The organism is Wenzhouxiangella marina, assembly GCF_001187785.1.
In the GTDB taxonomy this organism is placed as follows: Bacteria; Pseudomonadota; Gammaproteobacteria; order Xanthomonadales; family Wenzhouxiangellaceae; genus Wenzhouxiangella; species Wenzhouxiangella marina.
Genome location: NZ_CP012154.1, coordinates 2,366,887 through 2,391,968 on the forward strand (window position 1 = coordinate 2,366,887; position 25,082 = coordinate 2,391,968).

The 25,082-nt window shown below is 65.4% G+C and carries 27 protein-coding genes; 10 read left to right on the plus strand and 17 right to left on the minus strand.

Annotated features, from left to right (window positions below; genetic code table 11):
* Positions 1-30 precede the first annotated feature (30 nt).
* From WM2015_RS10065 to WM2015_RS10110, 10 genes are all read right to left on the minus strand, one after another.
* Positions 31-1,779, minus strand: coding sequence for a hypothetical protein (locus tag WM2015_RS10065; protein WP_049725922.1), 1,749 nt, complete (start codon positions 1,777-1,779; stop codon positions 31-33).
* Between the two features lie 131 nt (positions 1,780-1,910).
* Complete coding sequence (locus tag WM2015_RS10070; RefSeq protein ID WP_169751146.1) at positions 1,911-2,939, minus strand: sialidase family protein; 1,029 nt, start codon at positions 2,937-2,939, stop codon at positions 1,911-1,913.
* A gap of 79 nt (positions 2,940-3,018) precedes the next feature.
* A complete protein-coding gene (locus WM2015_RS10075) occupies positions 3,019-3,285 on the minus strand; it encodes a DksA/TraR family C4-type zinc finger protein (RefSeq protein ID WP_049725924.1) in 267 nt (88 codons plus the stop codon).
* Position 3,286: 1 nt separating this feature from the next.
* Complete coding sequence (locus WM2015_RS10080) at positions 3,287-3,868, minus strand: SixA phosphatase family protein (RefSeq protein ID WP_049725925.1); 582 nt, start codon at positions 3,866-3,868, stop codon at positions 3,287-3,289.
* A gap of 80 nt (positions 3,869-3,948) precedes the next feature.
* Entirely contained in the window at positions 3,949-6,003 is a 2,055-nt protein-coding gene (locus tag WM2015_RS10085; protein ID WP_049725926.1) for an NADPH-dependent 2,4-dienoyl-CoA reductase, read from the minus strand.
* A gap of 105 nt (positions 6,004-6,108) precedes the next feature.
* On the minus strand, positions 6,109-7,440 hold the full coding sequence (locus WM2015_RS10090) for a PQQ-dependent sugar dehydrogenase (protein WP_049725927.1): 1,332 nt from the start codon (positions 7,438-7,440) through the stop codon (positions 6,109-6,111).
* A gap of 71 nt (positions 7,441-7,511) precedes the next feature.
* Positions 7,512-8,588: an Obg family GTPase CgtA gene (cgtA, locus tag WM2015_RS10095; protein ID WP_049725928.1), complete on the minus strand. Its 1,077-nt coding sequence runs from the start codon at positions 8,586-8,588 to the stop codon at positions 7,512-7,514.
* A gap of 95 nt (positions 8,589-8,683) precedes the next feature.
* Positions 8,684-8,944 (minus strand): 50S ribosomal protein L27, encoded by a 261-nt coding sequence (gene rpmA / locus WM2015_RS10100; RefSeq protein WP_049725929.1) that lies wholly within the window; start codon positions 8,942-8,944, stop codon positions 8,684-8,686.
* Between the two features lie 3 nt (positions 8,945-8,947).
* On the minus strand, positions 8,948-9,259 hold the full coding sequence (rplU, locus tag WM2015_RS10105; RefSeq protein WP_049725930.1) for a 50S ribosomal protein L21: 312 nt from the start codon (positions 9,257-9,259) through the stop codon (positions 8,948-8,950).
* A 91-nt stretch (positions 9,260-9,350) separates the two neighbouring features.
* Positions 9,351-11,342, minus strand: coding sequence for a tetratricopeptide repeat-containing sulfotransferase family protein (locus tag WM2015_RS10110; protein ID WP_169751147.1), 1,992 nt, complete (start codon positions 11,340-11,342; stop codon positions 9,351-9,353).
* Between the two features lie 140 nt (positions 11,343-11,482).
* Between WM2015_RS10110 and uvrA the strand changes: the two genes are divergently transcribed.
* Entirely contained in the window at positions 11,483-14,365 is a 2,883-nt protein-coding gene (uvrA, locus tag WM2015_RS10115) for an excinuclease ABC subunit UvrA (protein WP_049725932.1), read from the plus strand.
* Here uvrA and WM2015_RS10120 read toward each other — a convergent pair.
* The gene (locus WM2015_RS10120; protein WP_049725933.1) at positions 14,362-14,967 is read right to left on the minus strand and encodes a CPBP family intramembrane glutamic endopeptidase; all 606 of its coding nucleotides are present in this window, start codon (positions 14,965-14,967) and stop codon (positions 14,362-14,364) included. The two genes, uvrA and WM2015_RS10120, sit on opposite strands and share 4 nt — an antisense overlap.
* A 23-nt stretch (positions 14,968-14,990) precedes the next feature.
* On the opposite strand from WM2015_RS10120, the gene WM2015_RS16040 reads away from it, so the two are divergent.
* Positions 14,991-15,404 (plus strand): acyl-CoA thioesterase, encoded by a 414-nt coding sequence (locus WM2015_RS16040; protein ID WP_260318591.1) that lies wholly within the window; start codon positions 14,991-14,993, stop codon positions 15,402-15,404.
* A gap of 9 nt (positions 15,405-15,413) precedes the next feature.
* Here WM2015_RS16040 and WM2015_RS10130 read toward each other — a convergent pair whose 3' ends face one another.
* Together WM2015_RS10130 and WM2015_RS10135 are read right to left on the minus strand one after the other, a co-directional pair.
* Entirely contained in the window at positions 15,414-15,734 is a 321-nt protein-coding gene (locus WM2015_RS10130) for a hypothetical protein (protein ID WP_049725935.1), read from the minus strand.
* A 131-nt stretch (positions 15,735-15,865) separates the two neighbouring features.
* Positions 15,866-16,624 (minus strand): enoyl-CoA hydratase/isomerase family protein, encoded by a 759-nt coding sequence (locus tag WM2015_RS10135; protein ID WP_049725936.1) that lies wholly within the window; start codon positions 16,622-16,624, stop codon positions 15,866-15,868.
* A 116-nt stretch (positions 16,625-16,740) separates the two neighbouring features.
* Between WM2015_RS10135 and WM2015_RS10140 the strand changes: the two genes are divergently transcribed.
* Complete coding sequence (locus WM2015_RS10140; protein ID WP_049725937.1) at positions 16,741-17,175, plus strand: copper chaperone PCu(A)C; 435 nt, start codon at positions 16,741-16,743, stop codon at positions 17,173-17,175.
* A gap of 107 nt (positions 17,176-17,282) precedes the next feature.
* The gene (locus WM2015_RS10145; RefSeq protein WP_049725938.1) at positions 17,283-18,758 is read left to right on the plus strand and encodes a potassium/proton antiporter; all 1,476 of its coding nucleotides are present in this window, start codon (positions 17,283-17,285) and stop codon (positions 18,756-18,758) included.
* Positions 18,759-18,772: 14 nt separating this feature from the next.
* Here WM2015_RS10145 and WM2015_RS10150 read toward each other — a convergent pair whose 3' ends face one another.
* Genes WM2015_RS10150 through WM2015_RS10160 form a run of 3 tightly spaced genes read right to left on the minus strand, consistent with a single transcriptional unit; the run spans position 18,773 to position 20,306 of the window.
* On the minus strand, positions 18,773-19,387 hold the full coding sequence (locus WM2015_RS10150) for a CoA pyrophosphatase (protein ID WP_049725939.1): 615 nt from the start codon (positions 19,385-19,387) through the stop codon (positions 18,773-18,775).
* Positions 19,368-19,577, minus strand: a complete 210-nt coding sequence (locus WM2015_RS10155; RefSeq protein WP_156201072.1) for a DUF1289 domain-containing protein — start codon at positions 19,575-19,577, stop codon at positions 19,368-19,370. The genes WM2015_RS10150 and WM2015_RS10155 overlap by 20 nt, the downstream gene beginning before the upstream one ends.
* A gap of 3 nt (positions 19,578-19,580) precedes the next feature.
* Positions 19,581-20,306, minus strand: a complete 726-nt coding sequence (locus WM2015_RS10160; protein ID WP_049725940.1) for an FKBP-type peptidyl-prolyl cis-trans isomerase — start codon at positions 20,304-20,306, stop codon at positions 19,581-19,583.
* Positions 20,307-20,652: 346 nt separating this feature from the next.
* Between WM2015_RS10160 and pspA the strand changes: the two genes are divergently transcribed.
* Genes pspA through WM2015_RS10185 form a run of 5 tightly spaced genes read left to right on the plus strand, consistent with a single transcriptional unit; the run spans position 20,653 to position 23,034 of the window.
* Positions 20,653-21,324 (plus strand): phage shock protein PspA, encoded by a 672-nt coding sequence (pspA, locus tag WM2015_RS10165; protein WP_049725941.1) that lies wholly within the window; start codon positions 20,653-20,655, stop codon positions 21,322-21,324.
* A gap of 6 nt (positions 21,325-21,330) precedes the next feature.
* Positions 21,331-21,561 carry an envelope stress response membrane protein PspB gene (gene pspB / locus WM2015_RS10170; protein ID WP_049725942.1) on the plus strand — a complete coding sequence of 77 codons (231 nt, stop codon included), beginning with the start codon at positions 21,331-21,333 and terminating at the stop codon, positions 21,559-21,561.
* A gap of 32 nt (positions 21,562-21,593) precedes the next feature.
* Positions 21,594-21,959 (plus strand): envelope stress response membrane protein PspC, encoded by a 366-nt coding sequence (gene pspC / locus WM2015_RS10175; protein ID WP_169751148.1) that lies wholly within the window; start codon positions 21,594-21,596, stop codon positions 21,957-21,959.
* 16 nt (positions 21,960-21,975) lie between these two features.
* The gene (locus WM2015_RS10180; protein ID WP_049725944.1) at positions 21,976-22,218 is read left to right on the plus strand and encodes a hypothetical protein; all 243 of its coding nucleotides are present in this window, start codon (positions 21,976-21,978) and stop codon (positions 22,216-22,218) included.
* Positions 22,219-22,251: 33 nt separating this feature from the next.
* Complete coding sequence (locus WM2015_RS10185) at positions 22,252-23,034, plus strand: enoyl-CoA hydratase/isomerase family protein (protein ID WP_049725945.1); 783 nt, start codon at positions 22,252-22,254, stop codon at positions 23,032-23,034.
* A gap of 143 nt (positions 23,035-23,177) precedes the next feature.
* Here WM2015_RS10185 and WM2015_RS10190 read toward each other — a convergent pair whose 3' ends face one another.
* Entirely contained in the window at positions 23,178-23,624 is a 447-nt protein-coding gene (locus WM2015_RS10190; RefSeq protein ID WP_049725946.1) for a hypothetical protein, read from the minus strand.
* Positions 23,625-24,219: 595 nt separating this feature from the next.
* On the opposite strand from WM2015_RS10190, the gene WM2015_RS10195 reads away from it, so the two are divergent.
* Positions 24,220-24,999 carry a class I SAM-dependent methyltransferase gene (locus WM2015_RS10195; RefSeq protein WP_049725947.1) on the plus strand — a complete coding sequence of 260 codons (780 nt, stop codon included), beginning with the start codon at positions 24,220-24,222 and terminating at the stop codon, positions 24,997-24,999.
* The last annotated feature ends 83 nt before the right edge of the window (positions 25,000-25,082 follow it).

Sequence of the window (25,082 nt, forward strand, 5' to 3'; positions counted from 1 at the left end):
GCCGAGGCATCGTCCCCGGCCGCCCTTGGCTCAGTCCTCGGGCGGTTCCTCGGCCCTGCAACTCGAGGGACGGGAGGATCGATCCTCCTCCCCGAGCAGCCAGCGACGGTCCGCATCGCTCAAGGCATCCCAATGGGAGGAATCGAGTAGCGCCCCTGCCAGGACCAGGCGGTGATCGTCGTTACCCTGCCTGCGCAGGGAGCTGGTCAAGGCGGACCAGGCGTCCCCACCGACCTCGATCGACTGGTAGAACGCCATGACCTCGCTCAGGCGATGCAGGCCATCCTTTTCGGTCCGGATGATCGAAGCCAGCGCCATCGCGCATCCCGGAAACGCATTCACCTCGTCCTGGCCCATCAAGGCACGATAGCGCGACTTCCAGTCCATGTCGGACGCGGAACCCTGGACATAGAAGGCCCAGGCCACCGGTTCACAACCCAGACCGGAGCGCGCAAACCAGGCCTGCTCATCGCGGTTCAGCGAATCCCAATCCTCCAGTCGCTGCGCCGCCAGCGCATGCAGACGTTCCGGCGCCAGCGCATGAAGACCAGGGAAATTGGCCGCCATCAACAGGATCGAACTGGATTCCTCGGCCAGCTCCAGACCCAGACGCTGCAGGGCCGGCTGCTCGGACCAGAGCGCCATCGATCCGATGTTCATTCGCTGCATGTCCGCGTTCGGGAGCGCCTCCTCGGCCAGCAGCTCGCGAAGCATCCGGGCCGGCGCCTCGCCCTCCATCGACAGGAGGGCCATGACCAGGGCCTCGGCCATGTCCGGGTCCACGGGCTCGCCGCAGCCATCGCACCAGGCAGCATCCATCAAGGACTGCCAGGCATCCTGGGCCACGATCAGATCGTCGGGCTGCGGCCGGTGGAGAATCAGGCGCAGGCGCTGGGTCCGATCGATCGCCGTGGCATGCTCGGCCAGCGCGGACTCGGCCTGCTCCGGCGCCACGATGCTGAGGCTATTGAGCCAGATCAGGTGACCCGCGTCGACCTGTTCGGCCAGCCATTCAGCCGGAAGCTCGGCGAACTGGGCCAGATGGCCGAGCTCGATCATTTCTCTGACATGCTGCGGGAGCGATTCCAGCCGTTCGGGTGCCGTCGCCTCGGATAGACGCTGCTGGAGCCGCGTCGGGCTGATCAGTTGAACGGCCGTGTACCCGAACTGCCCACCGACGGTCCCGAAGCGTAGCCAGTCCGGCGACGCATTCAGTCGCGCCCGAGCCTCGGCGGCCTCCGGCCCGAGCAGCAGGTCGGAGAAAGTCCGCTCATCCCACCACAGATCCAGCAGACGATCTTCCAGCGCCGGATGCTCGAGAACCAGCTGCCGGAAGCGGTCACGCGCCGATGCAATTTGCTCCAGCTCCCCTTCCACGGCCATCACCGAAAGCGACTGACCGACCAGTGACATCAGGGGCAGTGGCTCGGCCTGCAGCAGATAGTCGACCAGTTCCGCGTCGGACCATTGACCGAGAAGCAGGCTTGCCTCCGCGACCAATCGCTCACCAAGCGACCAGAGCCGCTCCGAATCGGCCTCCATGTCGATGGCCATCGCCGGAAGACCGAGCGGCGTCTCCGAGGCCATATCACCCGCCTCGGTCGCCTCCAGCTGTTCCTGAGCCGCCAGCTCGAAGTCCACCATCAGCGAATAGACTTCGTGGACCGTCGCCTCGAACCGGGCAACCTCCTCGTCGGACACGGCCGAACGCACGCTGAGGGGAAGCACCAACAGGGTGACCACCAGCAGCGGAGCGAAGCAGACTTTGAACCATCCCATACGCCACACCTTTCCCTTGCGGGAACTACCAAAGCCAGGCTTCAGTATCGCAGCATTGGGCTCAAGACGCAAAATGACGTTCCGAGCCGAACCGAGAATTTCCAGAAAAAGCGCTGTCCAAGCTCGGACGGTCAAGGCGTGGCGAAGCGATCGGAGAATCGAAGATCGTCGAGGACACGGTCACGCAGGATGTCGTAGTCGCTGCCCGCGCCATTGCTGGCGCCACCCCAATAGAGGTCGAACAGGCCATCGTCGAGCACCAGCACGCGCGGCTGGATATTCGCCAGACCCGGCCGCTCGATACGCTGCACCGGGGGCGACCAGGCGGCGCCGCTCTGTGAGTCGCTGGAGACGACCTGGAAGCTGCCATCGATCACGCGTGCCCACCAGACGCGAAAGCGACCATCCCTCATCACGATGGGCCAGGCGTCATGATTGTTGCCATCGGTCACGATCCGTCCCGGTGCTTCGCTCCAGGCTGCCGGGTCCTGGGTTCTGCGGGCCCAGAGTTCGAGTTGGTTGTTTCCCGGGTTGGTCTGGTAGACCAGCAGATGCATGCCATCCTCGGGCCGGTAGGTCAGGCGCGGAAGGGCCGCGCTGCCGGGTGAGATCTGAATCCGATGGGTGTCCCAGCTCAGGCCCTGATCATCGGAGCGGGCGATGTAGGCCGGACCGGACAGGCGGTGATAGACCATCAGCAGCACGCCATCGGGGCGCCGGATCACCTGCGGGTTGATCTCGCCGGCGTTCGGCCAGCCGAGCTCGATGGGGCCGTGCTCGGTCCAGTCGAGCAGATCGGTGGAACTGGCCCGATGGATGCGGAATCCGCCACTGCCATTGGACAGGAAGAACAACTGGAATTGGGTCACGCCGGTCTGCACGAGGCTGGCGTGACGCTGGTTCGCCGAGCCGCTGACGATCGCGACCGGCGGGGTCCAGCTGGCTCCATGATCACTGGAACGGGTCAGGTAGAGATCCCCGGACAGGGTCGCGGGGTTCAGGCGCTCGAACACTGCCACTCGCTCACCGGACGAACCCCAGGGTTGGATCACATCGGCCTGGTAATCGAAGCCTCCGCTCCCGCTGACTTGAACGGCTTGCGCCCATAGCCCGGCGGGCAGGAGCAGCAGACATGCGAGAAAGACCCTGCGAGAAAGCATGAGGTACCCGGGCATCCGTTGTCTCCGATACGTTGCGCTTACCCCTTGAATACGCAAGCGAGGAGCCGAGGCGACGGCTTCAGCGAAGCTGGCTGTCCTTGCTGCCGCGCCGATTGTAGGCCGACCGACCCTGCTCGGCCTCGTCCAGCTCGGCCTGGCAGGCCACGCAATAGCGAACCCCGGGAATCGCCTGGCGCCGAGCTTCGGGAATCGTTTCACCGCATTCCTCGCAGTCACGGCGGGACGGGCCTGAAGCCAGCTTGGCCCGCGCGCGGCGCACGGCATCGTCCACCGTGGCGTCGATCTGGTCCTGCACGGCGCCGTCGCGCGCCCAACCCGTGGCCATCTCAGCGACCCTCGTCCGGTTCCGCACGATGCGGGGCGCCATAGTGGGTGAGAAGCACATCGCTGGGCCTGTCGGGCCGCAGACGCACCTGGAAGAAACCGTCGTAGTCGGCCTCGGTCATCGGCGCCTGGGGGCGCCCGCTGAGCGCGGTAACGATCGCCGGGATGGTGTTGCTATGGCCGACGACCAGGGCACTGCCCCCGCAATGCTCCCGCTGCACGGCCTCGGCGATGGCCTGGACATGCGCCTCGAGATCGAGGCCGACGACCGAGTGCACCACCGGCTCCAGGCCATGGGTTCGCGCCGTCGGCGCGGCCGTGTCACCGGTTCGACGCAGCTCGGTGACATGGATTCCGTCGAGGTGCACCTCCGCCAGCGTGTGGGCCAGCGCCTCGGCCCGCGCCTGGCCTTCCTCGGTCAGGCCCGGATTCTCACCGTCGCCTTTCTCGGCGTGGCGAACCAGGTACACGATGGTGCCGGCGGTATCGGTGCAGGCCGGCGTGCCAGCCGAAAGCTCGGCGCCACCGGCGAGCAGGGCCGTGGCCAGGAACAGCCAGAGGAAGCGTCGGAATTGGTCGGCCATCGGGACACCCCGTCCGAAGGATCAGGGGCCCATTGTACCGATTCCGTCCGGGCCCACGGAGGACCGCCAGGGCCGACGGTCTAGAGCGATACCGCCAGTCGCGTACCCTGATCGATCGCCCGCTTGGCGTCGAGCTCGGCGGCCACATCGGCCCCGCCGATCAGATGGCATTCGATGCCCTGCTCGGCCAGGGCATCGGCCAGACCCCGGTTCGGCAGCTGACCGGCACAGATGATCACGTTGTCCACATTCAGACATTGCGCGTCTTCACCGATTCGGATGTGCAGGCCCTCATCGTCGATGCGCTCGTAGCTGACGCCGGACAGCATCCTGACGCCGTATTGCTTGAGCGAGGTCCGGTGGATCCAGCCGGTGGTCTTGCCCAGGCCGGCGCCGGGCTTGGAACTCTTGCGCTGCAGCAGGGTGACTTGCCGCGCCGGTGCGGGGAATTCGGGCTTCAATCCCTCGACGCCACCGCGACGCTCGAGCTCCGTATCGACGCCCCAGTGTCGGAAGAAGTCCTCGGGGCGAGGTTCGTCCGGATCGGGCTCCGCGGGCACCTCCCCATGGACCAGGAATTCGCTGATATCGAAGCCGATGCCACCGGCGCCGATCACCGCCACGCGTTGACCGACGGGCTTCCCGTGCTTGAGCACGTCGAGGTAGCTCAGTACCGAAGGGTGATCCTGCCCCGGGATCTTCGGATCGCGCGGCGTCACGCCCGTCGCCACGATCACCTCGTCGAAGCCTTCGGCGACCAGGGACGCGGCGTCGACCTCGGTGTTCAGGCGGAGATCGATCCCCAGCAATTCGATCTGACGAGCGAAGTAACGCAGGGTCTCGACGAACTCCTCCTTGCCGGGCACCCGCTTGGCCATATTGAACTGGCCACCGATCCGGTCTTCGCGATCGAACAGCACCACCTCGTGCCCCCGCGTTGCCGCCGTGGTGGCGGCGGCCAGGCCGGCCGGGCCGGCACCGACGACCGCCACGCGCTTCGGCGCGCTCGCTTTCTCGATCTTCAGTTCGGTCTCATGGGCCGCGCGCGGGTTGACCAGACAGCTGGCGGTCTTGTTCTCGAAGACGTGGTCGAGGCAGGCCTGGTTGCAGCCGATGCAGGTGTTGATCTCGTCGGCGCGCCCCGTGCGAGCCTTGTTGGCCCACTCGGGGTCGGCCAGCAACGGGCGCGCCATGGACACCATGTCCGCATCACCCCGCGCCAGCACGGCCTCGGCCGTGTGCGGCATGTTGATCCGATTGGTCGTGACCAGCGGCACCGAGACCGAACCCCGCAGCTTGGCGGTCACCCAGGTGAAGGCCGCGCGCGGCACCGTGGTCGCGATGGTCGGGATGCGCGTCTCGTGCCAGCCGATGCCCGTGTTGATCAGGCTGGCGCCGGCCTGCTCGATGGCCTGCCCCAGGGCGACGACTTCTTCCCAGGAGTTGCCATCGGCCAGCATGTCGAGCATGGACAGGCGGTAGATGATGATGAAATCCGGGCCGACGGCCTCGCGAGCACGACGCACGATCTCGACGGGCAGGCGCATGCGATTCTCGAAGCTGCCCCCCCAGCGATCCTTGCGGTGGTTGGTGCGCGGCACCAGGAACTGGTTGATGAAATAGCCTTCCGAACCCATCACCTCGACGCCGTCGTAGCCCGCTTTCTGGGCGAGGCGCGCGCAGCGCACGAAATCGCGGATCTGAGCCTCGACACCACGATCCGACAGGGCCTTGGGCTTGAACGGATTGATCGGTGCCTTGATCGCCGAGGGCGCCACGGAGAAGGGATGGTAACCATAGCGCCCCGCGTGCAGGATCTGCATGCAGATCCGACCGTTCGCTTCATGGACGGCCTCGGTCATGGCCCGATGGCGCCGCACTTCCCAGCGATTGGTCAGCTTGGACGCCAATGGCGCCAGGCAGCCACGCCGGTTCGGGGCGATGCCGCCGGTCACCATCAGACCGGCCCCGCCGAGGGCGCGCTCGACGAAGTAGGCGCTGAGCTTGGGCCAGTTCCAGACCCGATCCTCGAGACCGGTGTGCATGGACCCCATCAGGATGCGGTTGGGAAGGGTGATGTGGCCCAGCTCGAGCGGCTGGAACAGGTGCGGATAGGCGGCTTTGACGTCGGTCACGGGGAGCACTGTACGGTGGAGTATGGCTCGATTATAGAGCGCAATCCGCCCGGGTCGAAAGCCCGGCACCGCGAGCGAGCGCCGCGGTGCCGGGCGCGACGTCGATCATTCGGCCGGCACGATTCGCATCAGTTTGCCGTTGTCCTCATCGGTCACCAGATAGATGGCGCCGTCGGGACCCTGCGCGACATCGCGCACGCGCTCGCCGATGTTCAGCCATTCCTCGCCGACGACACGATCGCCGTCGAAGACCAGGCGAGAGAGACGCCGGGTGGCCAGACCGCCGACGAAGGCATCACCAACCCAGGCCGGGAAGGCATCGCCGGTGTAGAAGATCAGGCCCGAGGGCGCGACCACCGGGTCCCAGTAGTAGACCGGCTGTTCCATGCCTTCCATCTGAGTGATCCCCTCCCCGATCTCGTCACCCCGGTATTCGATGCCGTAGCCGATCGTCGGCCAGCCATAGTTCAGGCCGGGCTGTGGATTGTTCAGTTCGTCACCACCGCGCGGACCATGTTCGATGGTCCAGAGCTGATCGGTCCCGGGGCGCAGCGCGGCCGCCTGGATATTGCGGTGTCCATAGGACCAGACTTCGGGCGCGCCGTTCTCGCCGTCGGCAAAGGGGTTGTCGGCCGGAACCGAGCCATCGGCGTTGATCCGGACCACCGCGCCGATGTGGTTCATCGGGTTCTGGGCTTCGGTCCGGATCTCGGGATTCATGCGGTCGCCGAGGGTCACGAACAGGGTGCCGTCCGGACGGAAGACGATGCGCGAGCCGAAGTGCCCACGCGAAGACCAGGAGGGGTCCTGGTGGAAGATCACCTCGACATCCTCCAGGGCACTGGCATCCTCGCTCAGGCGGGCCCGCGCCACGGCCGTGCGGCTGGCCTCACCGTCGGGCTGGGCAAAGCTCAGGTAGATCGTGCGGGATTGCTCGAAATCCGGCGCCACGGCCACGTCCAGCAGCCCGCCCTGGGCATGCGCATGGACCTCGGGCACGTTGGCGATCGGCTCGGACACCGCGCCGTCGAGCGTGACGTGACGCAGCGGACCCGGCCGCTCCGTGACCAGCAGGCTGCCGTCGGGCAGGAAGGCCAGGGCCCAGGGATGGTCGAGGCGGTCGACCAGCACTTCCCGAGTCCAGTCTTCGGTCGTCGCGGGACGCGGCGCGCGGGTCTGGCCTTCGAAGGCGGCCTCGAATTGCGGCGCGTTGGGGTCGCGGCTTTCCTCGGGGCCGGTCGGAGCCGCTGCGGCCGCAGCCGGCTCGGGCTCGGGCTGCGCTTGCTGCGCGGGTGCCGATTCGGGCGTCGCGGCTTGCGCACCCGTCGCCGCAGGTTCCGGGCTGGCCGCAGGAGTCACTGGGGTCTCGCCGGACTCGCTGGCCTGGCCGCAGGCCATCAGCACGCTGGAGAGAATAAGGATGAACAGGGCTTTCATGGATCGTCTCCGCTGAGAAATACACCGGAGCGAGATGATAGCAGCGCCGTCGTGAGCGACCTTCGTTTCGATCAGTCCTCGGTCGGCGGCTCTGCCTCATCGCCGTCGTCAGTCCCCACATCATCCTGGCTGCGATCGCGCGCCACGGCCTCCAGGTGGACCATGATCTGACCGACCAGCGGCTCCAGCCCCTGCCGGGCCACGGCGGAGATCGCGAACCACGGCCCCTGCCAGTCCAGGCCCTGGACGATGTCCCGACAACGAGCTTCCGCTTCCTCGGGATCGAGCTGATCGATCTTGGTCAGCACCAGCCAGCGCTCACGCTCGGCCAGCTCCGCATCGAAGCGCCGCAGTTCGTCCTCCAGGGCTCTGACCTGGGCGACCGGATCGGATTGATCGATCGGGGCGATGTCGACCAGGTGCAGCAGCAGGCGGGTCCGCTTGAGATGCTTGAGAAAGCGAATTCCAAGGCCGGCGCCTTCTGCCGCCCCTTCGATGATGCCCGGGATATCGGCGATCACGAAGCTGCGCCCGGGTTCGAGACTGACCACGCCGAGATTGGGATGCAGGGTGGTGAAGGGATAGTCGGCCACCTTCGGGCGGGCCGCGGAAACGGCACTGATCAGGGTGGACTTGCCGGCATTCGGAAAGCCGAGCAGGCCCACATCGGCCAGCACCCGCAGTTCGAGAAACAGTTCGCGCTCCTCGCCCGGGGTGCCTGGCGTGCACTGGCGCGGGGTCCGATTGACGGAGGACTTGAAGTGAACGTTACCGCGACCGCCCTGCCCGCCACGAGCCACCAGCAGGCGCTGACCGTGCTCGGTCAGCTCGCCGATCCGTTCACCGGTTTCGGTGACGGTGACCACGGTCCCCAGCGGCACCTTGATCTCGATGTCTTCGGCGGACTTGCCATAGCGCTCCCGGCCGGCACCGGGCTCACCGTTACGGGCCTTGAAGTGTCGGGCATGGCGAAAGTCCGCGAGCGTGTTCAGGCCCGAATCGGCAACCAGCCAGACACTGCCACCGGCGCCACCGTCGCCGCCATCCGGCCCGCCCTTCGGGATGTACTTCTCGCGCCGGAAGCTGACCACCCCCGGCCCGCCCTTCCCGGCGACCACATTGATACGCGCTTCATCGACGAATTTCATGACTGCAACCTGCCAGTGGATCCGGAATACCCGTGGATGCCCTACAAAAAAGCCCCGCGCAGGCGGGGCTTTCAAGTGCGATGGCTACCGCGTGTTCAGTCGGTCGGAACGATCGAAATGAACTTGCGCTTCGGCAGTCCGCGCTCTTCGAACACGACCTTGCCGTCGGTCAGCGCGAACAGGGTGTGATCGCGGCCGGCCTTGACGTTGTTGCCGGCATGGAAGCGGGTGCCGCGCTGACGAACGAGGATGTTGCCAGCCAGGACCTGCTCGCCGCCGTAGCGCTTGACGCCCAGGAACTTGGGATTGGAGTCGCGGCCGTTACGAGTCGAACCGCCTGCTTTCTTATGAGCCATTGATTAGCCCTCGATTCCGGTGATTTTGATTTCGGTGTAGTACTGACGGTGGCCCATCTGCTTCATGTGATGCTTGCGGCGACGGAACTTGATGATCCGAATCTTCTCGCCGCGGCCATGATCGACCACTTCGGCGGTGACTTTGCCGCCTTCGACCGTCGGGGTACCGATACGGACGTCGTCGCCTTCACCCACCATCAGGACCTGGTCCAGTTCGATGGTTGCGCCCTTGTCGGCGTCGAGCTTTTCAACCCGAACGATGTCGCCTTCGCTGGCCCGGTACTGCTTGCCGCCGGTGGAAAAAACCGCGTACATGTCGCTTGCTCCAGAAAATGCTGCTGCAAAGAGCGGGAATTCTACCGGAAGGCCCTCTCTTGGTCAACCGGCAATACAGGCAAAAACCGACTCAGCGCAGGCTCGGATAGCCGAGTCGCTCCGCATGGGGTTCGAGCTGCTGCAGATGCGGTTCGAAATGCGCACGATAGCGCTCCCAGCGGCTGGCGGCGCGCCGGTAGATCGGTTCGTGGACCTGCTGGTAGCTGGCCGTTCTGACCCGCTTTTCGGACGATCCCCGGTGGCGCTGCTCGAGCATGGCGGGATCGAATTCGAGATCCAGGGCGGCACAGGAGCGCCTGAGCTCCGTTTCCGGATCAGCGACCAATGCCTCATAGCGAACCCGAACCAGGCGATCGGCGACCAATGGCTCCGTCTGCCACCACAGCCGCATCACCGCATCGTAGAGCGAGACCGTCGAGGCCAGGGTGTCACAGTGAACCAGCGCATCGCCCGGCTCGAAGATCTGCATGAAATTGCTCAGCACCACGTCGCAGGGATGGCGCTCGGCCAGCAGGAAGCGTGCACCGGGAAACAGGCGGCCCAGTGTCGCCGCGTGGATCAGACGCAGAGGCATCCGGTCGATGGTCCGCTCGGCCCCGCCAGCGGGCAGGAAACGGCCCAGGTGCTGCCGGTAGCGCTGACGGAGCCCTTCGAGCTCGTCGACCGACATGGCGTCCAGATCGAAGGGATAGGCCACACCCTGGCGGGCAGCGTCGATGATCAGGCGCTCGAAGGTGGGCTTTTCCTCGACGCTTTGCACCTGGGCCAGCGGGCCGAAGAAGGTATCGAGCAGGGTCGTGCCCGAGCGAGTGAAACCGATCAGGAAGATCAGGTCCTCCCCTCGATCCGCGCCAGGCAGCTCGCCCCGGGCGCTCGCGCCGCGCTGCAGCCAGTCTCCCATCCGCTCCAGCTCGCGCCCGAAGGCCTGACGATCGACTGCCTGCTTGCGCCCGTCACGCCCGGCCAGCTCGTTGGCCCGTTCGAAGGCGAGCATGGCCTCATCGGCCTTGCCGAGGCGGTCCATCAGCAATCCTGCCTCCTGGGCATGCTGCAGACCCAGACGCGGCGGCAGGGCCTCGGGTCGAACGGCGCTCAGATTCGAATGTGCAGCCTCCAGATTGCCCGCCCGGCGATCCAGTCGCGCCGCCATCAGCCGCAGCTGGGGATGCCCGGGCGCTTGCGCCAGCCCACGCTCGACCGCCGCCCTGGCGGCATCCAGACGGCTGGACAGCTCGTGGATATCGGCCAGCTCGGCCAGCAGTTCGGGATCGTCCGGGTGGGCCGCGAGGGCCTTTTCGAGATGCTCCAGCGCCAGCTCGGCGTGGCCTGCCTGGTTGTAGATGCCGGCCAGAAAGCGATGCGCCTGGGGATGGCCAGGCGCGTGCATGAGCGCGCGTTTCAGGCGGCGAACGGCCAGCTCGGACTGGCCGTTCATGTGCAGGGCCAGTCCGAGATGCACCATGGCCTCGACGTCATCGGCGTTCGCGTCCAGAAGCCGCTCGAAGCAGGCCTTCGCCTCTTCGGCGCGATCGAGATTGAGCAGGGTCAGGCCGAGGTTGAAGCGCGCGGCGCGCAGGCCGGGCGCCAGCTTCAAGGCTTCCTCATAGGCCTGGCAGGCCGGCGCCTCGTGGCCGGCGGCACGCAAGGCATGGGCGAAGGAGTACCAGGCTTCGGGCAACCCGGGATGCGCTTGCACCAGCCGCCGGAAGGCCTCGAGCGCCTCGGCCGGCTGACCGAGATTGTGCAGGCAGCGCGCGCGGTTGAGTGCTGCGTAGGCGTCATCCGGGTGCTCGGCCAGCTCGCCGTCGCACCAGGCCAGGGCTTCGGCCGGTCGTCCGGCAATGAAAGCTTCCACGGCGCGATCCAGGCGAGTCTCGCCGGCCTGCACCAGCTCCATGACTTCGGCCTTGCGACCTTCGACCAGCCAGTATTCGCGTAGACGCGCTCGCGCCAAGGGCTGATCCGCATGCTCGCGCAACCAGCGCTCGGCCCGGCTCGCCTGGCCGCTGGCGAACAGGCGCTCGGCCGGCTCGATCGAAAATACTCGGGAATCGGGGGTCATTCGGCTGGCTTGTGCATCGGTGGAGTCGCTCATTGTAGCGAAGCCGAACAGGTCGACCGCTTCGAAACGCCCTGCTCTTTGCCCCGCATTCACGCTGAGCGCTATAGTAGTCGGCTTGGTCTTCAGTCCGTCCGACTCGCATGAAATCGATCTCCGTCCGCGGTGCCCGCACCCACAACCTGGCCAACGTCGATCTCGACCTGCCGCGCGACCAGCTGATCGTCTTCACTGGCCTGTCGGGATCGGGCAAGTCTTCGCTGGCCTTCGACACCATCTACGCCGAGGGACAGCGACGTTACGTCGAGTCCTTGTCGGCCTATGCGCGGCAGTTCCTGTCGATGATGGAAAAACCCGACGTCGACCACATCGAAGGGCTATCCCCGGCCATTTCCATCGAGCAGAAAGCGGCCAGCCACAACCCGCGCTCGACCGTCGGCACGGTCACCGAAATCCATGACTACCTGCGCCTCATGTACGCTCGCGTCGGCACGCCGCGCTGCCCCGACCACGACGAACAGCTCGACGCGCAGACCGTCTCGCAGATGGTCGACACGGTGCTGGCCCTGCCGGAAGGCAGCAGATTGATGCTGCTGGCCCCGGTGGTCCGGAATCGCAAGGGCGAACACCACCAACTCCTGGAGAATCTGCGCGCCCAGGGCTTCGTGCGCGCTCGTGTCAATGGCAAGGTCATCGACCTCGACGACGAGCTGCCCAAACTGGAGCTCCGCAAGAAGCACAGCATCGAAGCCGTCGTCGACCGCTTCAAGGTCCGCGACGATTCCGGACCGGGCGCAGGCACCGGCCTCGCACAGCGCCTGGCCGAAAGCTTCGAGACCGCCCTGGCCCTGGCCGACGGCGTCGCCGTGATCGCACCGATGCCCGGCTCGGAAGACGAGTTGAAGGAAATCCTGTTCTCCTCGCGCTTCGCCTGCCCGGTCTGCGACTACAGCCTGTCCGAGCTCGAACCCCGGATGTTCAGCTTCAATAACCCGAACGGCGCCTGCGAGGCCTGCGACGGCCTCGGTGTGAGCCAGTACTTCGACCCCGATCGGGTCATCGCCAACCGCGCCCTGTCCCTGGCCGGGGGCGCGGTGCGCGGCTGGGACCGCCGCAATGCCTATTACTTCCAGTTGATCCAGTCCCTGGCCCGGCACTACGGATTCGACGTCGAGACCCCCTTCGAGGAGCTGCCCGAGACGGTCCAGCAGATCATCCTGCACGGCTCCGGGAAAGAGAACATCGCGTTCCGTTACCTATCCGAGCGAGGCAGCCAGACGCGCAAGCACCCCTTCGTGGGCATCATCCCCAACCTGGAGCGGCGCTATCGCGAGACCGATTCGCGCATCGTGCGCGAGGAACTCTCACGCTACATCTCCACCCAGGCCTGCCCGTCCTGCCACGGCCAGCGGCTCAACCGCGCGGCGCGACACGTGTTCATCGACGATCACAACCTGCCCGAAATCTCCAGCTGGTCCGTCGAACAGTGCCTGGCCTTCTTCGAGGCCCTGGAGCTGGGTGGCTGGCGCGGCGAGATCGCGGCCAAGATCCTGAAGGAAGTCCGCGAACGCCTCCGCTTTCTCGTCAACGTGGGCCTGGACTACCTGACCCTCGATCGCCAGGCCGACACCCTCTCCGGCGGCGAAGCCCAGCGCATTCGTCTGGCCAGCCAGATCGGCGCCGGTCTGGTCGGTGTCATGTACGTGCTCGACGAACCCTCCATCGGCCTTCACCAGCGCGACAACACGCGCCTGCTCGAGACCTTGACCCGCCTGCGCGACCTGGGCAACACGGTGATCGTCGTCGAGCACGATGAAGACGCCATCCGTTCGGCCGATCACGTGGTCGACATCGGTCCGGGGCCCGGCGTGCACGGCGGTCGGATCGTTTTTTCCGGCGACCCGAAGGGCCTGATCGACTGCAAGGACTCGCTGACCGGTGACTACCTCTCGGGCCGCAGGGAAATCGAGATTCCGAAGCAGCGCGGCAAGATCGACAAGCAGCGCATCTTCCGCATCGAGGGGGCGACCGGGAACAACCTCCAGTCGGTCACGCTGGAGATTCCGGCGGGTCAGTTCGTCTGCATCACCGGTGTCTCGGGCTCGGGCAAATCGACCCTGATCAACGACACCCTGTACCGCCTGATGGCCCGCGAACTCAACGGCGCTTCGGAAAATCCGGCCCCCTTCGAGCGCTACAGTGGCCTGGAACTGTTCGACAAGGTGGTGGATATCGACCAGAGCCCCATCGGGCGCACGCCGCGCTCCAATCCGGCCACCTACACGGGCCTGTTCACCCCGATCCGCGAGCTGTTCGCCGGCACCCAGGAAGCGAGGGCGCGAGGCTACAAACCGGGCCGCTTCAGTTTCAACGTCAAGGGCGGGCGCTGCGAGGCCTGCCAGGGCGACGGCATGATCCGGGTCGAAATGCACTTCCTGCCCGACATCTTCGTGCCCTGCGACGTCTGCCACGGCAAGCGCTACAACCGCGAGACACTGACCGTCCACTACAAGGGCAAGACCATCCACGAAGTGCTGGAAATGACCGTCGAGGATGCCCTGCCCTTCTTCGAGCCCGTGCCGGCCGTGGCGCGCAAGCTGCAGACCCTGATGGACGTAGGCCTGAGCTATATCCAGCTCGGACAGAGCGCCACCACCCTGTCCGGCGGGGAGGCCCAGCGCATCAAGCTGGCGCGTGAGCTGTCCAAGCGGGACACGGGCAACACGCTCTACATCCTCGACGAGCCGACCACCGGCCTGCACTTCCACGACATCAAGCAGCTCTTGAGCGTCCTGCATCGCCTGCGCGACGAAGGCAACACGGTGGTCGTCATCGAGCACAATCTGGACGTCATCAAGACCGCCGACTGGATCGTCGACCTGGGGCCGGAGGGCGGCCAGGGCGGCGGACGCATCATTGCCACCGGCAGGCCGGAACAGGTCGCGAAGAAGAAGGGCTCCTGGACCGGTGAGTACCTGGCACCGATACTGGGCATCAAGCGGGCGGGCAACAGGAAGAGCCGTTAGGGGGCGACCCGCCGCCCGCGAAGCAGCCAGGCGAGGGCAACCCAGTCGTACAGAAAATGCACCAGCATCGGCACCAGCAGGCTGCCGGTCCAGATCTGCAGCAGACCGAGGTACAGACCCATCACCGTGGTCAGCACGAAATAGGCCCGGGTCATGGCGTGGGCGAGGCCGAACAGCAGGGAGGCCAGCAGCAGCGCGGGCCAGGGCCCGAACGGCCCGGCCAGACCGGTCTGGATCACGCCGCGGAACAGCAATTCCTCGCAGACACCGGCCGACAGGGCCAACAGGAACACCCCGCTCGGCCCCACACCCTGAAACAGCGGTATGAGATGGCGACGAACGAAGCCCCGCAGCGCTTCCACCCAGGCGGCGTTGCTGCACTCGAGTCCGACCAGGAGCGCCAGCATCGGCACGGTCCCCAACATGCCGAACAGCAATGTCCCAGCCCAGCCGCCTCCGAACTGGCCGGCGAAGGAAACCCCGAAGGCCCAGGCGAGCAGCAGGGCCAGCACGCCGAGCCCCAACTCGAAGCCGAGCATCCGCCCGAGGCCCAGACCGGTCGCTTCGCCCTCGCTGTCCGATCTGCTATGATCGCCGCCCATTTTCACCACTCGGTCGCAGGTTCATGGCCAGGAAGTTTCGCACAAGCTTGGACATCCGCTGGGGCGATCTCGACGCCTTCAACCACGTCAGCAACGTGGCCTACCTGCGCTACATCGAGGAGTGCCGGGCCCAATGGATGGATTCGGTGCCGAGCCACTGGCAGGGTCCGGAGACGGGGCCGGTGGTCGCCAACATCAACATCAACTACCGGCAGGCCATCGTCTGGCCGGCACGTATCGAAGTGAGCCTCAAGCCGCTCTCTCCGGGGCGTTCCAGCATCAAGCTGGAACATGAAATACGCGCGCTTGACGCCGAGGGCCGCGTGGGCGAACTGTACGCAGATGCCACGAGCACCCTGGTCTGGATCGACAAGAAGTCCGGGGAATCGGTGCCCCTGCCCGTCAGCATTCGTGAACTGGCTGCGGCCGAGGACTGAACGGTTGGACTAGTATTCGACGTATTCCAGGCCTAGGCGGGCAACCGCGTCGTCGTCGGCCTCACGAATCCACTTCACCTCGGCCAGAACGATGCCGAGGCTGGCCACCTTGACCTGACAGCGGTCTCCGACCTTGAGGCGATCGGCCAACTGGCGCCGAAGCGTCACCAGACCGCAGCCGGCTCGCGATTCCTCCATCACCAGGCTGGCGATCTCGGGCCTGAAATCGTCCTCGCCCAACGGCGCATCGCTGCATTGGATCAGCGCGATCTCCCACTCCTCGGGCGGAAAGCGCAGGTGCCGGCGCTGCTCGGATGACGCTTGGCTCATGGTCGAAACTCCTCGTCTAAGGGGCACGACGCGGGCGGCATCAAGGTCGTGATGACGCCGCGCGATCGACTCCAGCATACCCAAGGGTCAAGGCCCGAGCAAACGGCGCCTTGCTGGCCGACCAGGTCGCCTCAGGACTTCTTCCCGAGGCGCTCGACCAGGCGCTCGAGCGTGGCCTGCGTTTCTTCAGCGAACCAGCCCTCGACGAAGGCATCGATATCGAGCGCCCCGGGGTCGTCGAACAAGGCACCCAGATCCGCCCGGCAGAGCTGACGGGTGGCCTTCAGGGCATGGGCCGGCATGTCCAGGTGAGACTGCAGCCAGCGCACGCTCTGATCGACCACCTCGCCGAGGGGCACCAGTTCGTCGACCAGGCCGATGGCCAGCGCATCCTCGGCGGGAATCATCTGGCCGGCCACCAGGTGCCGCTCGGCCGGATAGCGGCCGATCAGGCGAACCAGGGCCTGATGGATCACGGGCGGCACGACCAGGCCGACCTGCACCTCGTTCAGACCCAGGCGGTAGTCCCCCTTCGCCAGCACTCGGTAATCACAGAACAGGGCCAGCACCGTGCCACCGGCCGGACTATGCCCGGTCAGGGCCGCGCAGATCATGGCCGGCGAACGCGCCAGCTGCTCGAGCAGACCGAAGAACTCACGCCAGAAGGCTCGCATGCTTCGTTCGTCCAGACGCAGCAGGCCGGGCACATCCAGCCCGGCGGAAAACAGTCCCGGGCTGCCGGACAGAACGATGCCCTTGGCCCCGCCGGCTTCGACGCTGGCCAGGGCCTGGCTCAGCTCGGACACCAGTCCGGGGTTGAGCGCATTGACCGGCGGGCGGTTCAGGCGGAGTTCGACGATGCCATCGACGTGAGATATGCGTTCGATCATCAACACGGACCTTCAATCAGTTTGAAAAGCACCCGGACAGATTACTACAGCAGTCACCAGCCGGGCACGGGGAATATGCGAGAATGCTGATTCTTCAAACGCGATGTCGAACGCCGATGATCCGAAGCACGCTGAGCGCTCTGTTCCTGCTGATTCTCACCGGCCCGGCCTTCTCCGCCGGCGCCCTGCGGATCGAGGGCGCCTGGTCGCCCCTGGCGCCGCCGGGCCGAATGATGGCCGGCTTCATGGAGATCACCAACACCGGCGACGAAACGGTTCGCCTGGTCGATGCTCGCAGTGATCGCTTCGGTCGGGTCGAGATCCACACCATGCGCATGGTCGACGGTGTGATGCGCATGCGGCGGGTCGAGGCCCTGGAAATCCAACCGGGGGAGAAACTCAGTCTGGCACCCGGTGGCTTCCACCTGATGCTGATGCAGCCGCAGGGCGCTTTCGAGCTCGGGGACCACATCGAGCTGACCCTGATCGACGAAAACGGCGGCGAATGGCCGCTGCGGTCCGAAGTCCGCCCGCGCCGCAACCGCCGCTGATCCCGGCGACCTCCAATTCCCGTTCGCCGCGCCAAGCCCGGAGCGGAAGCCATGCCGTATGATGATTCCCAGCATTCGGGATCCTTCTGCGACGGGGCACGACGGGCATGTTCGAGACTGAACCGACCACCACTGCACTGCTGCTGACCGCAGCCGGCCTGCTGCTGGTCTTCAGCGTCCTGTTCAGCCGGCCCTCCGAGCGCATCGGGGTGCCCGTGGTGCTGGTCTTCCTGCTGATCGGCCTGCTCGTCGGCGCCCAGCTACCCGAGCATTTCGTCGACTTCGATCTGGCCTTCCGTCTGGGCACGGTCGGTCTGGTCCTGATCCTGTTCGACGGTGGTCTGAACACGCCGTTTCGCCAGGTCCGCCAATACCTGCTGCCCGCGTCCATCCTGGCCACGGCGGCCGTCGTCGGCACGGCCCTGCTGGTGGCACTGCTGGCCCACGCCCTGGGCCTGGGCTGGACCGAGTCGCTGCTGATCGGCGCCATCGTCTCCTCGACCGATGCCGCCGCGGTGTTCTCCTCGCTGCGCGGCTCCGGTGTCCAGCTGCGACGGCGGGTGGGCGCAACGCTGGAGCTGGAATCCGGGCTGAACGACCCGATGGCCGTGATTCTGACCCTGACCCTGACGACCCAGCTGGCCGGAGGCGGCGGCTTCGAGTGGGGCGGCTTCCTGATCCAGATCCTCGCGCAGCTCGGCATCGGCCTGGGTGCGGGCCTGGCCATCGGCTGGCTGGGCAGCCAGCTGCTCGAGCGGATCCGGGTCCCCGCGGCCGGCCTCTACCCGGCCGTGACCCTGGCCCTGGCGCTGCTGGCTTTCGGCCTGCCGACCCTGTTCATGGGCTCGGGCTTCCTGGCCGTCTACGTGGCGGCCCTGATGCTGGGCAACCGACGCCTGCCCTACCGCTCGGGCATCCTGCGCGTGCACGATGCGATGGCCTGGCTGGCCCAGATCTCGATGTTTCTCATCCTGGGCCTGCTGGCCATACCGGAACTGCTGGCCGCTTCGGCGTGGACGGGGCTGATCCTGGCGCTCGGACTCGGCCTGATCGCTCGTCCCCTGATGGTCCTGCTCTGCCTGGCGCCCTTCGGGTATCGCCTGCCGGAATCGGGCTTCATCGCCTGGGTCGGCCTGCGCGGCGCCGTACCCATTCTGCTCGCCACCTATCCGGTCCTGGCCGGCGTCGCGGGGGCTTCGGAGCTGTTTCACCTGGTGTTTTTCGTGGTCGTGGTCAACGCACTCATTCCGGGGGCCACCGTGCGCTGGGCGGTCGCCCTGTTCAAGGTGGAACGCGCCGGCCGCGAACGTCCGTCACCGGTGCTGGAAATCAATGCCATCGAAGCCCTGCCCGTCCAGATCATCAGCTTCCGCCTCGACCCGGCGGCCCTCGTGACCGGCCATCGAGCCGCCGGACTGCCGCTCCCGGAAGGCGCCGATGTACTGCTGCTGGTCCGCGGTCGCAATGCCCTGCCGGTCGGACCGGACACGGTGCTCGAAGCCGATGACCACGTCCATGTGATGCTGCGCCCGGAGCACAAGGCGGCCGTCGAGCTGCTGTTCGGCCTCCGCGAGGAGGACTGAATCAGGGCCCGACTTCAGTCGATCTCGTTCAGGTGCCGGGCGAGCTGCCGGAGGATGATGGCGGTCGCTCCCCAGACCAGCCAGGGCCCGCCCGCCAGGGACCAGACCGTGAAGCGCTGGCCGCGTCGGAGAACGTCGTGGCGACGATAGCGCTCGAGGTCCCGCACCCACTCGAGAGGCAGGCGGAAGATATGGCTGACCTCATGCGGACAGGCCTGCGGCTGGGCCTCGGGATCGACCAGCCCCACGACCGGGGAGATGCGGAAGCGGCTGATCGTGTCGACACGATCGAGCTGGCCCAGCAACTCCACGCGTTCGGGCGCCACGCCGATCTCCTCGTGGGTTTCTCGCAGCGCGGTCACTCGCGGAAAGGGTTCATCGGCTTCGCGGCGACCACCCGGCAGGGCCACCTGACCCGCGTGCTTGGTCAGGGACCGGTGGCGCACCGTCAGCAACACGCCGGGCTGCTCATCGAGCACGATTGGCACCAGCACGGCCGAGGGCCGTGGTTGCCACTGCGGATCGGGAGGCGGAAATCCGCGGATCGGGAGCTCCCGATCCGGGACATCGAGACGATGGAGACGCTCGGCCAGGGCGGCCGGGAAGCCTTCAGGCTTCCGGCGCGTCATCGAACAGGCGCTGGCCGCGCTCGGGCAGCCTACGCATGATCGCGCGGCGCTGCGCGGCGCTCAGGCTGAGCCAGGCCGCGATCTCATCGGCGCTTCGAAAGCAGCCGATGCAAAGCGCATCGGGACCCAGGGTGCAGGTCCCGATGCAGGGAGATTCGATCTCCGGGATGGGCGCGATGGGCTCGCCCACCGATCAGTTACCCGGCGCGGACCCGGCCTGGGCTTCGTAGTCCTCGGGCACACCGATCTGGACCAGGCGCAGGTCGAACTGCAGGGCCTCGTTCGGGCCGATCATCGGAGGATCGCCGCGAACGCCGAAGGCCAGCTCGGGCGGCAGAAACACCTGCCACATCGCGCCTTCGCGCATCAGGGGCAGCACTTCCTGCCAGCCTTCGATCACGGCATTGACCTGGAACACGGCCGGCACACCACGACGGAAGGAGCTGTCGAATTCGCGGCCATCGGTCTTGGAACCACGGTAGTGAACGGTCACCGTGTCGTCGACGCTCGGGCGCTCGCCCTCGCCCTCTTCGATGATCCGATACTGCACACCGCTCGGCAACACGACGATGCCGTTCTTCGTGCGGTTGTCATCGAGGAACTCTTCGGCACGGGCCTGGTTCTGCTCGGCCAGCTGCTGGAAGGCGGCCATGCGTTCCTGGCGAATCTGCTCCTGAAGCTGGAGCATCAGACTGCGCATCTCGGCCACTTCCAGACGCGGTTCGCGCTCTCCATAGGAGTCGCGAACGGCCTGGAACACCGAATCCAGATCGATTTCGATGTCGTAGCTGCGAAGCTCGGCACCGAACTCATAACCGATGGAATAGCCCAGCTTGCCCGACTCGGACTCCAGGTCCTGGGCCATCAGGGCGGCCGGCGCGGCCAGAATCAGCGCCAGAGCCAGAAAATGCTTGTACATGCTGCCTCCAAGAAGGAAGGATTGAGAAAACGACAAGCCGGCCATTCTACCTGACCGGCTTCAACGAGACCACGGCAGGCGCGACATCCGACGCCTGAATTCATGCAAACGTCATCCGGCATCCTGTCCTGCCGCCAACAATTGACCCACGGCAGGTCGCTGGGTTCCGATGCCCGACGAATCACCGGAAAGGTAAAATGCACTCAAACCCGAGTAAAATTCACCACCAAACATACCGGAGAAGATTCAACAGACTGAAAAATAGGCTCATTATTTCTTGGCATGCATATTGCTTAAATCTCCCCGACCTGACCCAACATGACTGGTTCGACCAAGGAGACTGAACATGGGCATATTTTCTCGCATGGGCGACATCATCAACGCCAACCTCAATGCCGCGCTCGAAAAGGCCGAGGATCCGGAAAAGATGATCCGCCTGATGATCCAGGAGATGGAAGACACCCTGGTGGAAGTCCGTTCCGCCACGGCCAAGTGCATGGCCGAGAAGAAGGAACGGGCTCGCCTGCTCAAACGACTGGAAGCGCAGCAGATCGACTGGGCGCGCAAGGCCGAAGTCGCACTGGAGAAGGATCGTGAAGACCTGGCCCGCGGTGCGCTGGCCGAGAAGACGGCCCTGGGCGATCGCATCGACTACCTGAAAGAAGAGCTGGACGAGTACGAATCGCAGCTGTCCAAGTACGACAGCGACATCGGCAAACTGCAGGCGAAGCTCAACGACGCTCGCGGTCGGCAGCGTGCCCTGGTGATGCGGCATCGCTCGGCCACCCACCAGCTCAAGACCCGCAAGCACATCTACAACGACAAGATCGATGAAATGCTGGACCGCTTCGACAGCGCCGAAAAGCGCATCGAGCACATCGAATCCGAAGCCGAAGTGCTGGCCATGGGCCGACAGGGCCGGACGCTGGATGAGGAATTCCGGAATCTCGAGCGCGACGAGCGCGTCGAAGCCGAACTGGCCGAACTGAAGTCTCGTCGCAACAAGGACGCGGAGTAACCCGCCATGTCAGACCTCTTGTTCGTTCCCCTGATCGTCTTCGTCGCCGTCGTCGCGCCGATCTGGCTGATCCTGCACTACGCCACGCGCAATTCGGCCAGCCGCCGCATCAGCAGCAAGGATGAGGCTCTGCTGGAGGATCTGAACGACAACGCACGACGACTGGAAGACCGCATACACACGCTGGAACGCATCCTCGATGCCGACAGCCCCGAATGGAGGAACCGGATCTCATGAGAGACCATGACCGAGACGAAGCGACCGGCGGCATGTCACGCAACCGACTGTATCGGAACAAGAACCGGGCCCTGATCGGTGGCGTCTGCGCCGGCATCAGTGACTGGATGGGCGTCAACCTGACCGCGCTGAGGATCATCACCGTGGTCCTGGCGATCCCGTTCACCGCGGTCGTCCTCATCGGCTACCTGGTGCTGTGGGTACTGGTTCCCAAGCGGCCCAGCGGCCTCTACCGGGACTCGCGCGAGGAGGCCTTCTGGAAGGAAGTGCGGCGCTCGCCCACCGACTCGGTCGGCCAGCTCAACCGTCGCTACCGCGAGCTCGACAACCGCCTGCAGAAAATGGAGGCCTGGCTGACCTCGAGCGAGTACCGCATCGACCGCGAACTCCGCGACTGAGACCCGCTCAGCAACCATGTCTCTGACGCATCTGGCAAGCTGTCTGCTCCTGATCCCGGTCGGTCTGGCCGGGATCAGCGCCGGGCTCCAGGCCCTGCTCGGCTCGATCGATGTCCTGCCCGGACTGTTCGAACAACTGCAGGCCCTGCTTACTCCGATCGCCCCGCTCTGCGAGGGCCTGTTCTGCCTGGCCGCTGGAGCGAGCCTGCTTGGCCTCGCTGCCGCACTGATGGTCCGTGGTTTACAATCCGACGCCTGATCGACCCCCGTTTCACGAATTCAGGACGTCCCCATGGCCTATGAAAACCTTGCCGTCGTCACCCGCGGCGGCATCCACACCATCACCGTCAAGCGCCCGAGCAAGCTCAACGCCCTCAACCGCCAGACCCTGCAGGAACTCTACGGCGCGATCATCGACGCCAGCGGTGACGACAAGGTCCGCGTGATCGTCATCACCGGTGCCGGAGACAAGGCCTTCGTGGCCGGCGCCGACATCAACGAGATCCGCGAGCAGTCCCCGACCGAGGCGCGCAGCTTTTCCGAGTTCGGCCAGAACCTGATGAGCATGATCCAGAGCCTGGACAAACCGGTCATTGCGGCCATCAACGGCTTCGCTCTGGGCGGCGGCATGGAGCTGGCCCTGGCCTGCCATCTGCGCATCGCCAGCGACAATGCGCGTCTGGGGCTCCCGGAAATCAAGCTCGGCATCATGCCCGGTTTCGGCGGCACCCAGCGCCTGGTGCGCCTGGTCGGCACGACCCGGGCCCTGGCCATGGCCCTGAGCGGCAATCCGATCAAGGCCGACGAAGCGCTGCACCTCGGCCTGGTCAACCAGGTCGTTCCCCAGGCGCAGCTCGAAGACGCCGTCAAGGCCTTCGCCGAGCCCCTGGTCAAGGCCGCGCCGGAAGCCGTTCGCGGCATTCTGCAAGCCACGCTTCAGGGCGCCGAGATCAACCTCGAAGCCGGGCTTGCTCTGGAGACGGCGCGCTTCGCGCTGTGCTGCGCGACCGAGGACATGCAGGAAGGCACCAGCGCCTTTCTGGAAAAACGCGAGGCGGTCTTCAAGGGCCGCTGATCAGCGTGTGGCCCCAGGCATGCATCGAGAACACCGAGCTCGGAGCGGATCGCTGATCGAGCTGGCGAAGCGGGTTCCTGCGGTGACCGAAAAGGAAAAAGCCCGGGCCATGGCGGCCCGGGCTTTTTTGCAGGACTCGAAGCTCAGCGTGAGCGGGAAGCTCCCGGCGTCGAGGCGGAACCGATCGGTTCGTAGAGGGTGATTTCGGTGAAACCGTTCCCGAGGTCCTGAGCCTCGACGAAGACGTCCGATCCAGACCTCGAACCGGTGCTCTGAGCCGACTCGGCCTGCACCATGTCGATCGCTTCATCGACATAGATCAGGTACTCATCGGCGGCTTCACTGTACACGGTCACGGTCGTGGCCAGCGCCATGCCTCCGGAAGCGCCTCCGGTGCTGGCGACGCCCATCGAACCCATCGCGTCATCGAAATCGAGGGTAAGATGCGGGCTGTCCGCCGCTTCGAGCATGTCGTCGATCCGCTGCCAGACATCGTCACTGATGATGTCTTCAGCCGGGTGATGCGCCATGACCGGTGAACTCAGTGCAAAGGCCAGCACGGTTGCATTGAACAGTCGTTTCGTATTCATCTGACTCTCTCCTCGGCTCCTGCGAGCCTTGACTTGGTTGTTCAAGGCAGTCTCGAATCACTCATTCGGCTCCGAATGACCCGATGCTGCATTTACCCCCTTCGCAAGTTAAGAACATGCGCAAGTTCTAAAGTTCATCGTCCGAGCGGAATTAATCTCTGGAGTTCGAGTTGGTTCGGAATCCAGGACCGGAAACGTGATCGGGTTCGCTAAAAAAACCTGAAAAAAGCTCCGAGCCAGGGCGCTTCTTGGCGAGCCCAGCTCACCACTTTTCCAAGCCGCCCCGGACTCGACGAGACTCCGATCCGATGCCTCGGAACCATCGAAGCGCCGCATACGATTGGCAAGCAAAACGGAAACGCCGAAAGGCGGCGGTGGTTTCAAGCGGCCCGAACCGCTGGCTTTCGTGCTGTGGAAAGGACCTGAGCTGCTCGAAGCCTCGCCAAGACCCGGTATATCAAGTCTGGCTGGTGTAGGATTCGGACCTGATTTCTGGGTGGGCGCTTCCATAAGGTGCACACCGCAGCGTTCCGAAACCTTGACCAGCCATGCGCGGCCCTGGCCGCGACCATGATTTTCCCGAGGATCCACGATTATGCCCGACGCAGTCGATTCGCCCCGCCTCAGTATTGCAAGCTACGCCGACGTGCTCCGTCATGCCACGGACTGGAAATCGAAGCTCGAATCGGTGAAAGCCGAGCCTCCCGTGCCCGGCAAGACCTGGTATGCCTACGACATCCTGGCCAATCTCTGGCACCTGGAAAAGCTCATGGAGCAACTGCCGGAAGGCAGCCTGGAGATGTTCAAGGGCGGTCATATCGCCGACATCGGTGCGGCCGATGGCGACCTTTCCTTTTTCCTGGAGCAGTTCGGCACCAGCGCGGACCTGATCGACTGGCCAGCCACCAACTGGAACGGTCTGGACGGTGCCCGCACGCTGCGAGAGCGATTGAATTCAAGCAAGGTGGCCATTCATGAGGTGGATCTGGACACGCAGTTCGACCTGCCTTCCGAGCGCTATGACCTGGTTTTCTTCCTAGGCATCCTCTATCACCTCAAGAACCCCTTCTATATCCTCGAAACGCTCGCCAAACGCTGCCGATTCTGCTTCCTGAGCACACGCATTGCTCGCCAGACGGCGGATCGCAAGCTCGAACTGGAAGCAGCGCCGCTGGCCTATCTGCTGGCTCCGGAGGAATGCAACGGTGATCCGACCAACTACTGGATCTTCTCTGCGCCCGGACTGATCAGACTGGCCGAGCGGTGCGGTTGGAATGTCCTGGCCACCTATCGAGTGGGTGACACCGAGCAGTCCGACCCCAGCTCGGCCGATCATGACGAGCGCATATTCCTGGCCATGGAGAGTCGTTACTGAGCAGCTCTAACTGGACCCGGCAGACTGAACCAGACACCCCGGTCGGCGAAGCCCGCCGACCTACCCTCGAGCGTTCGCCGCCT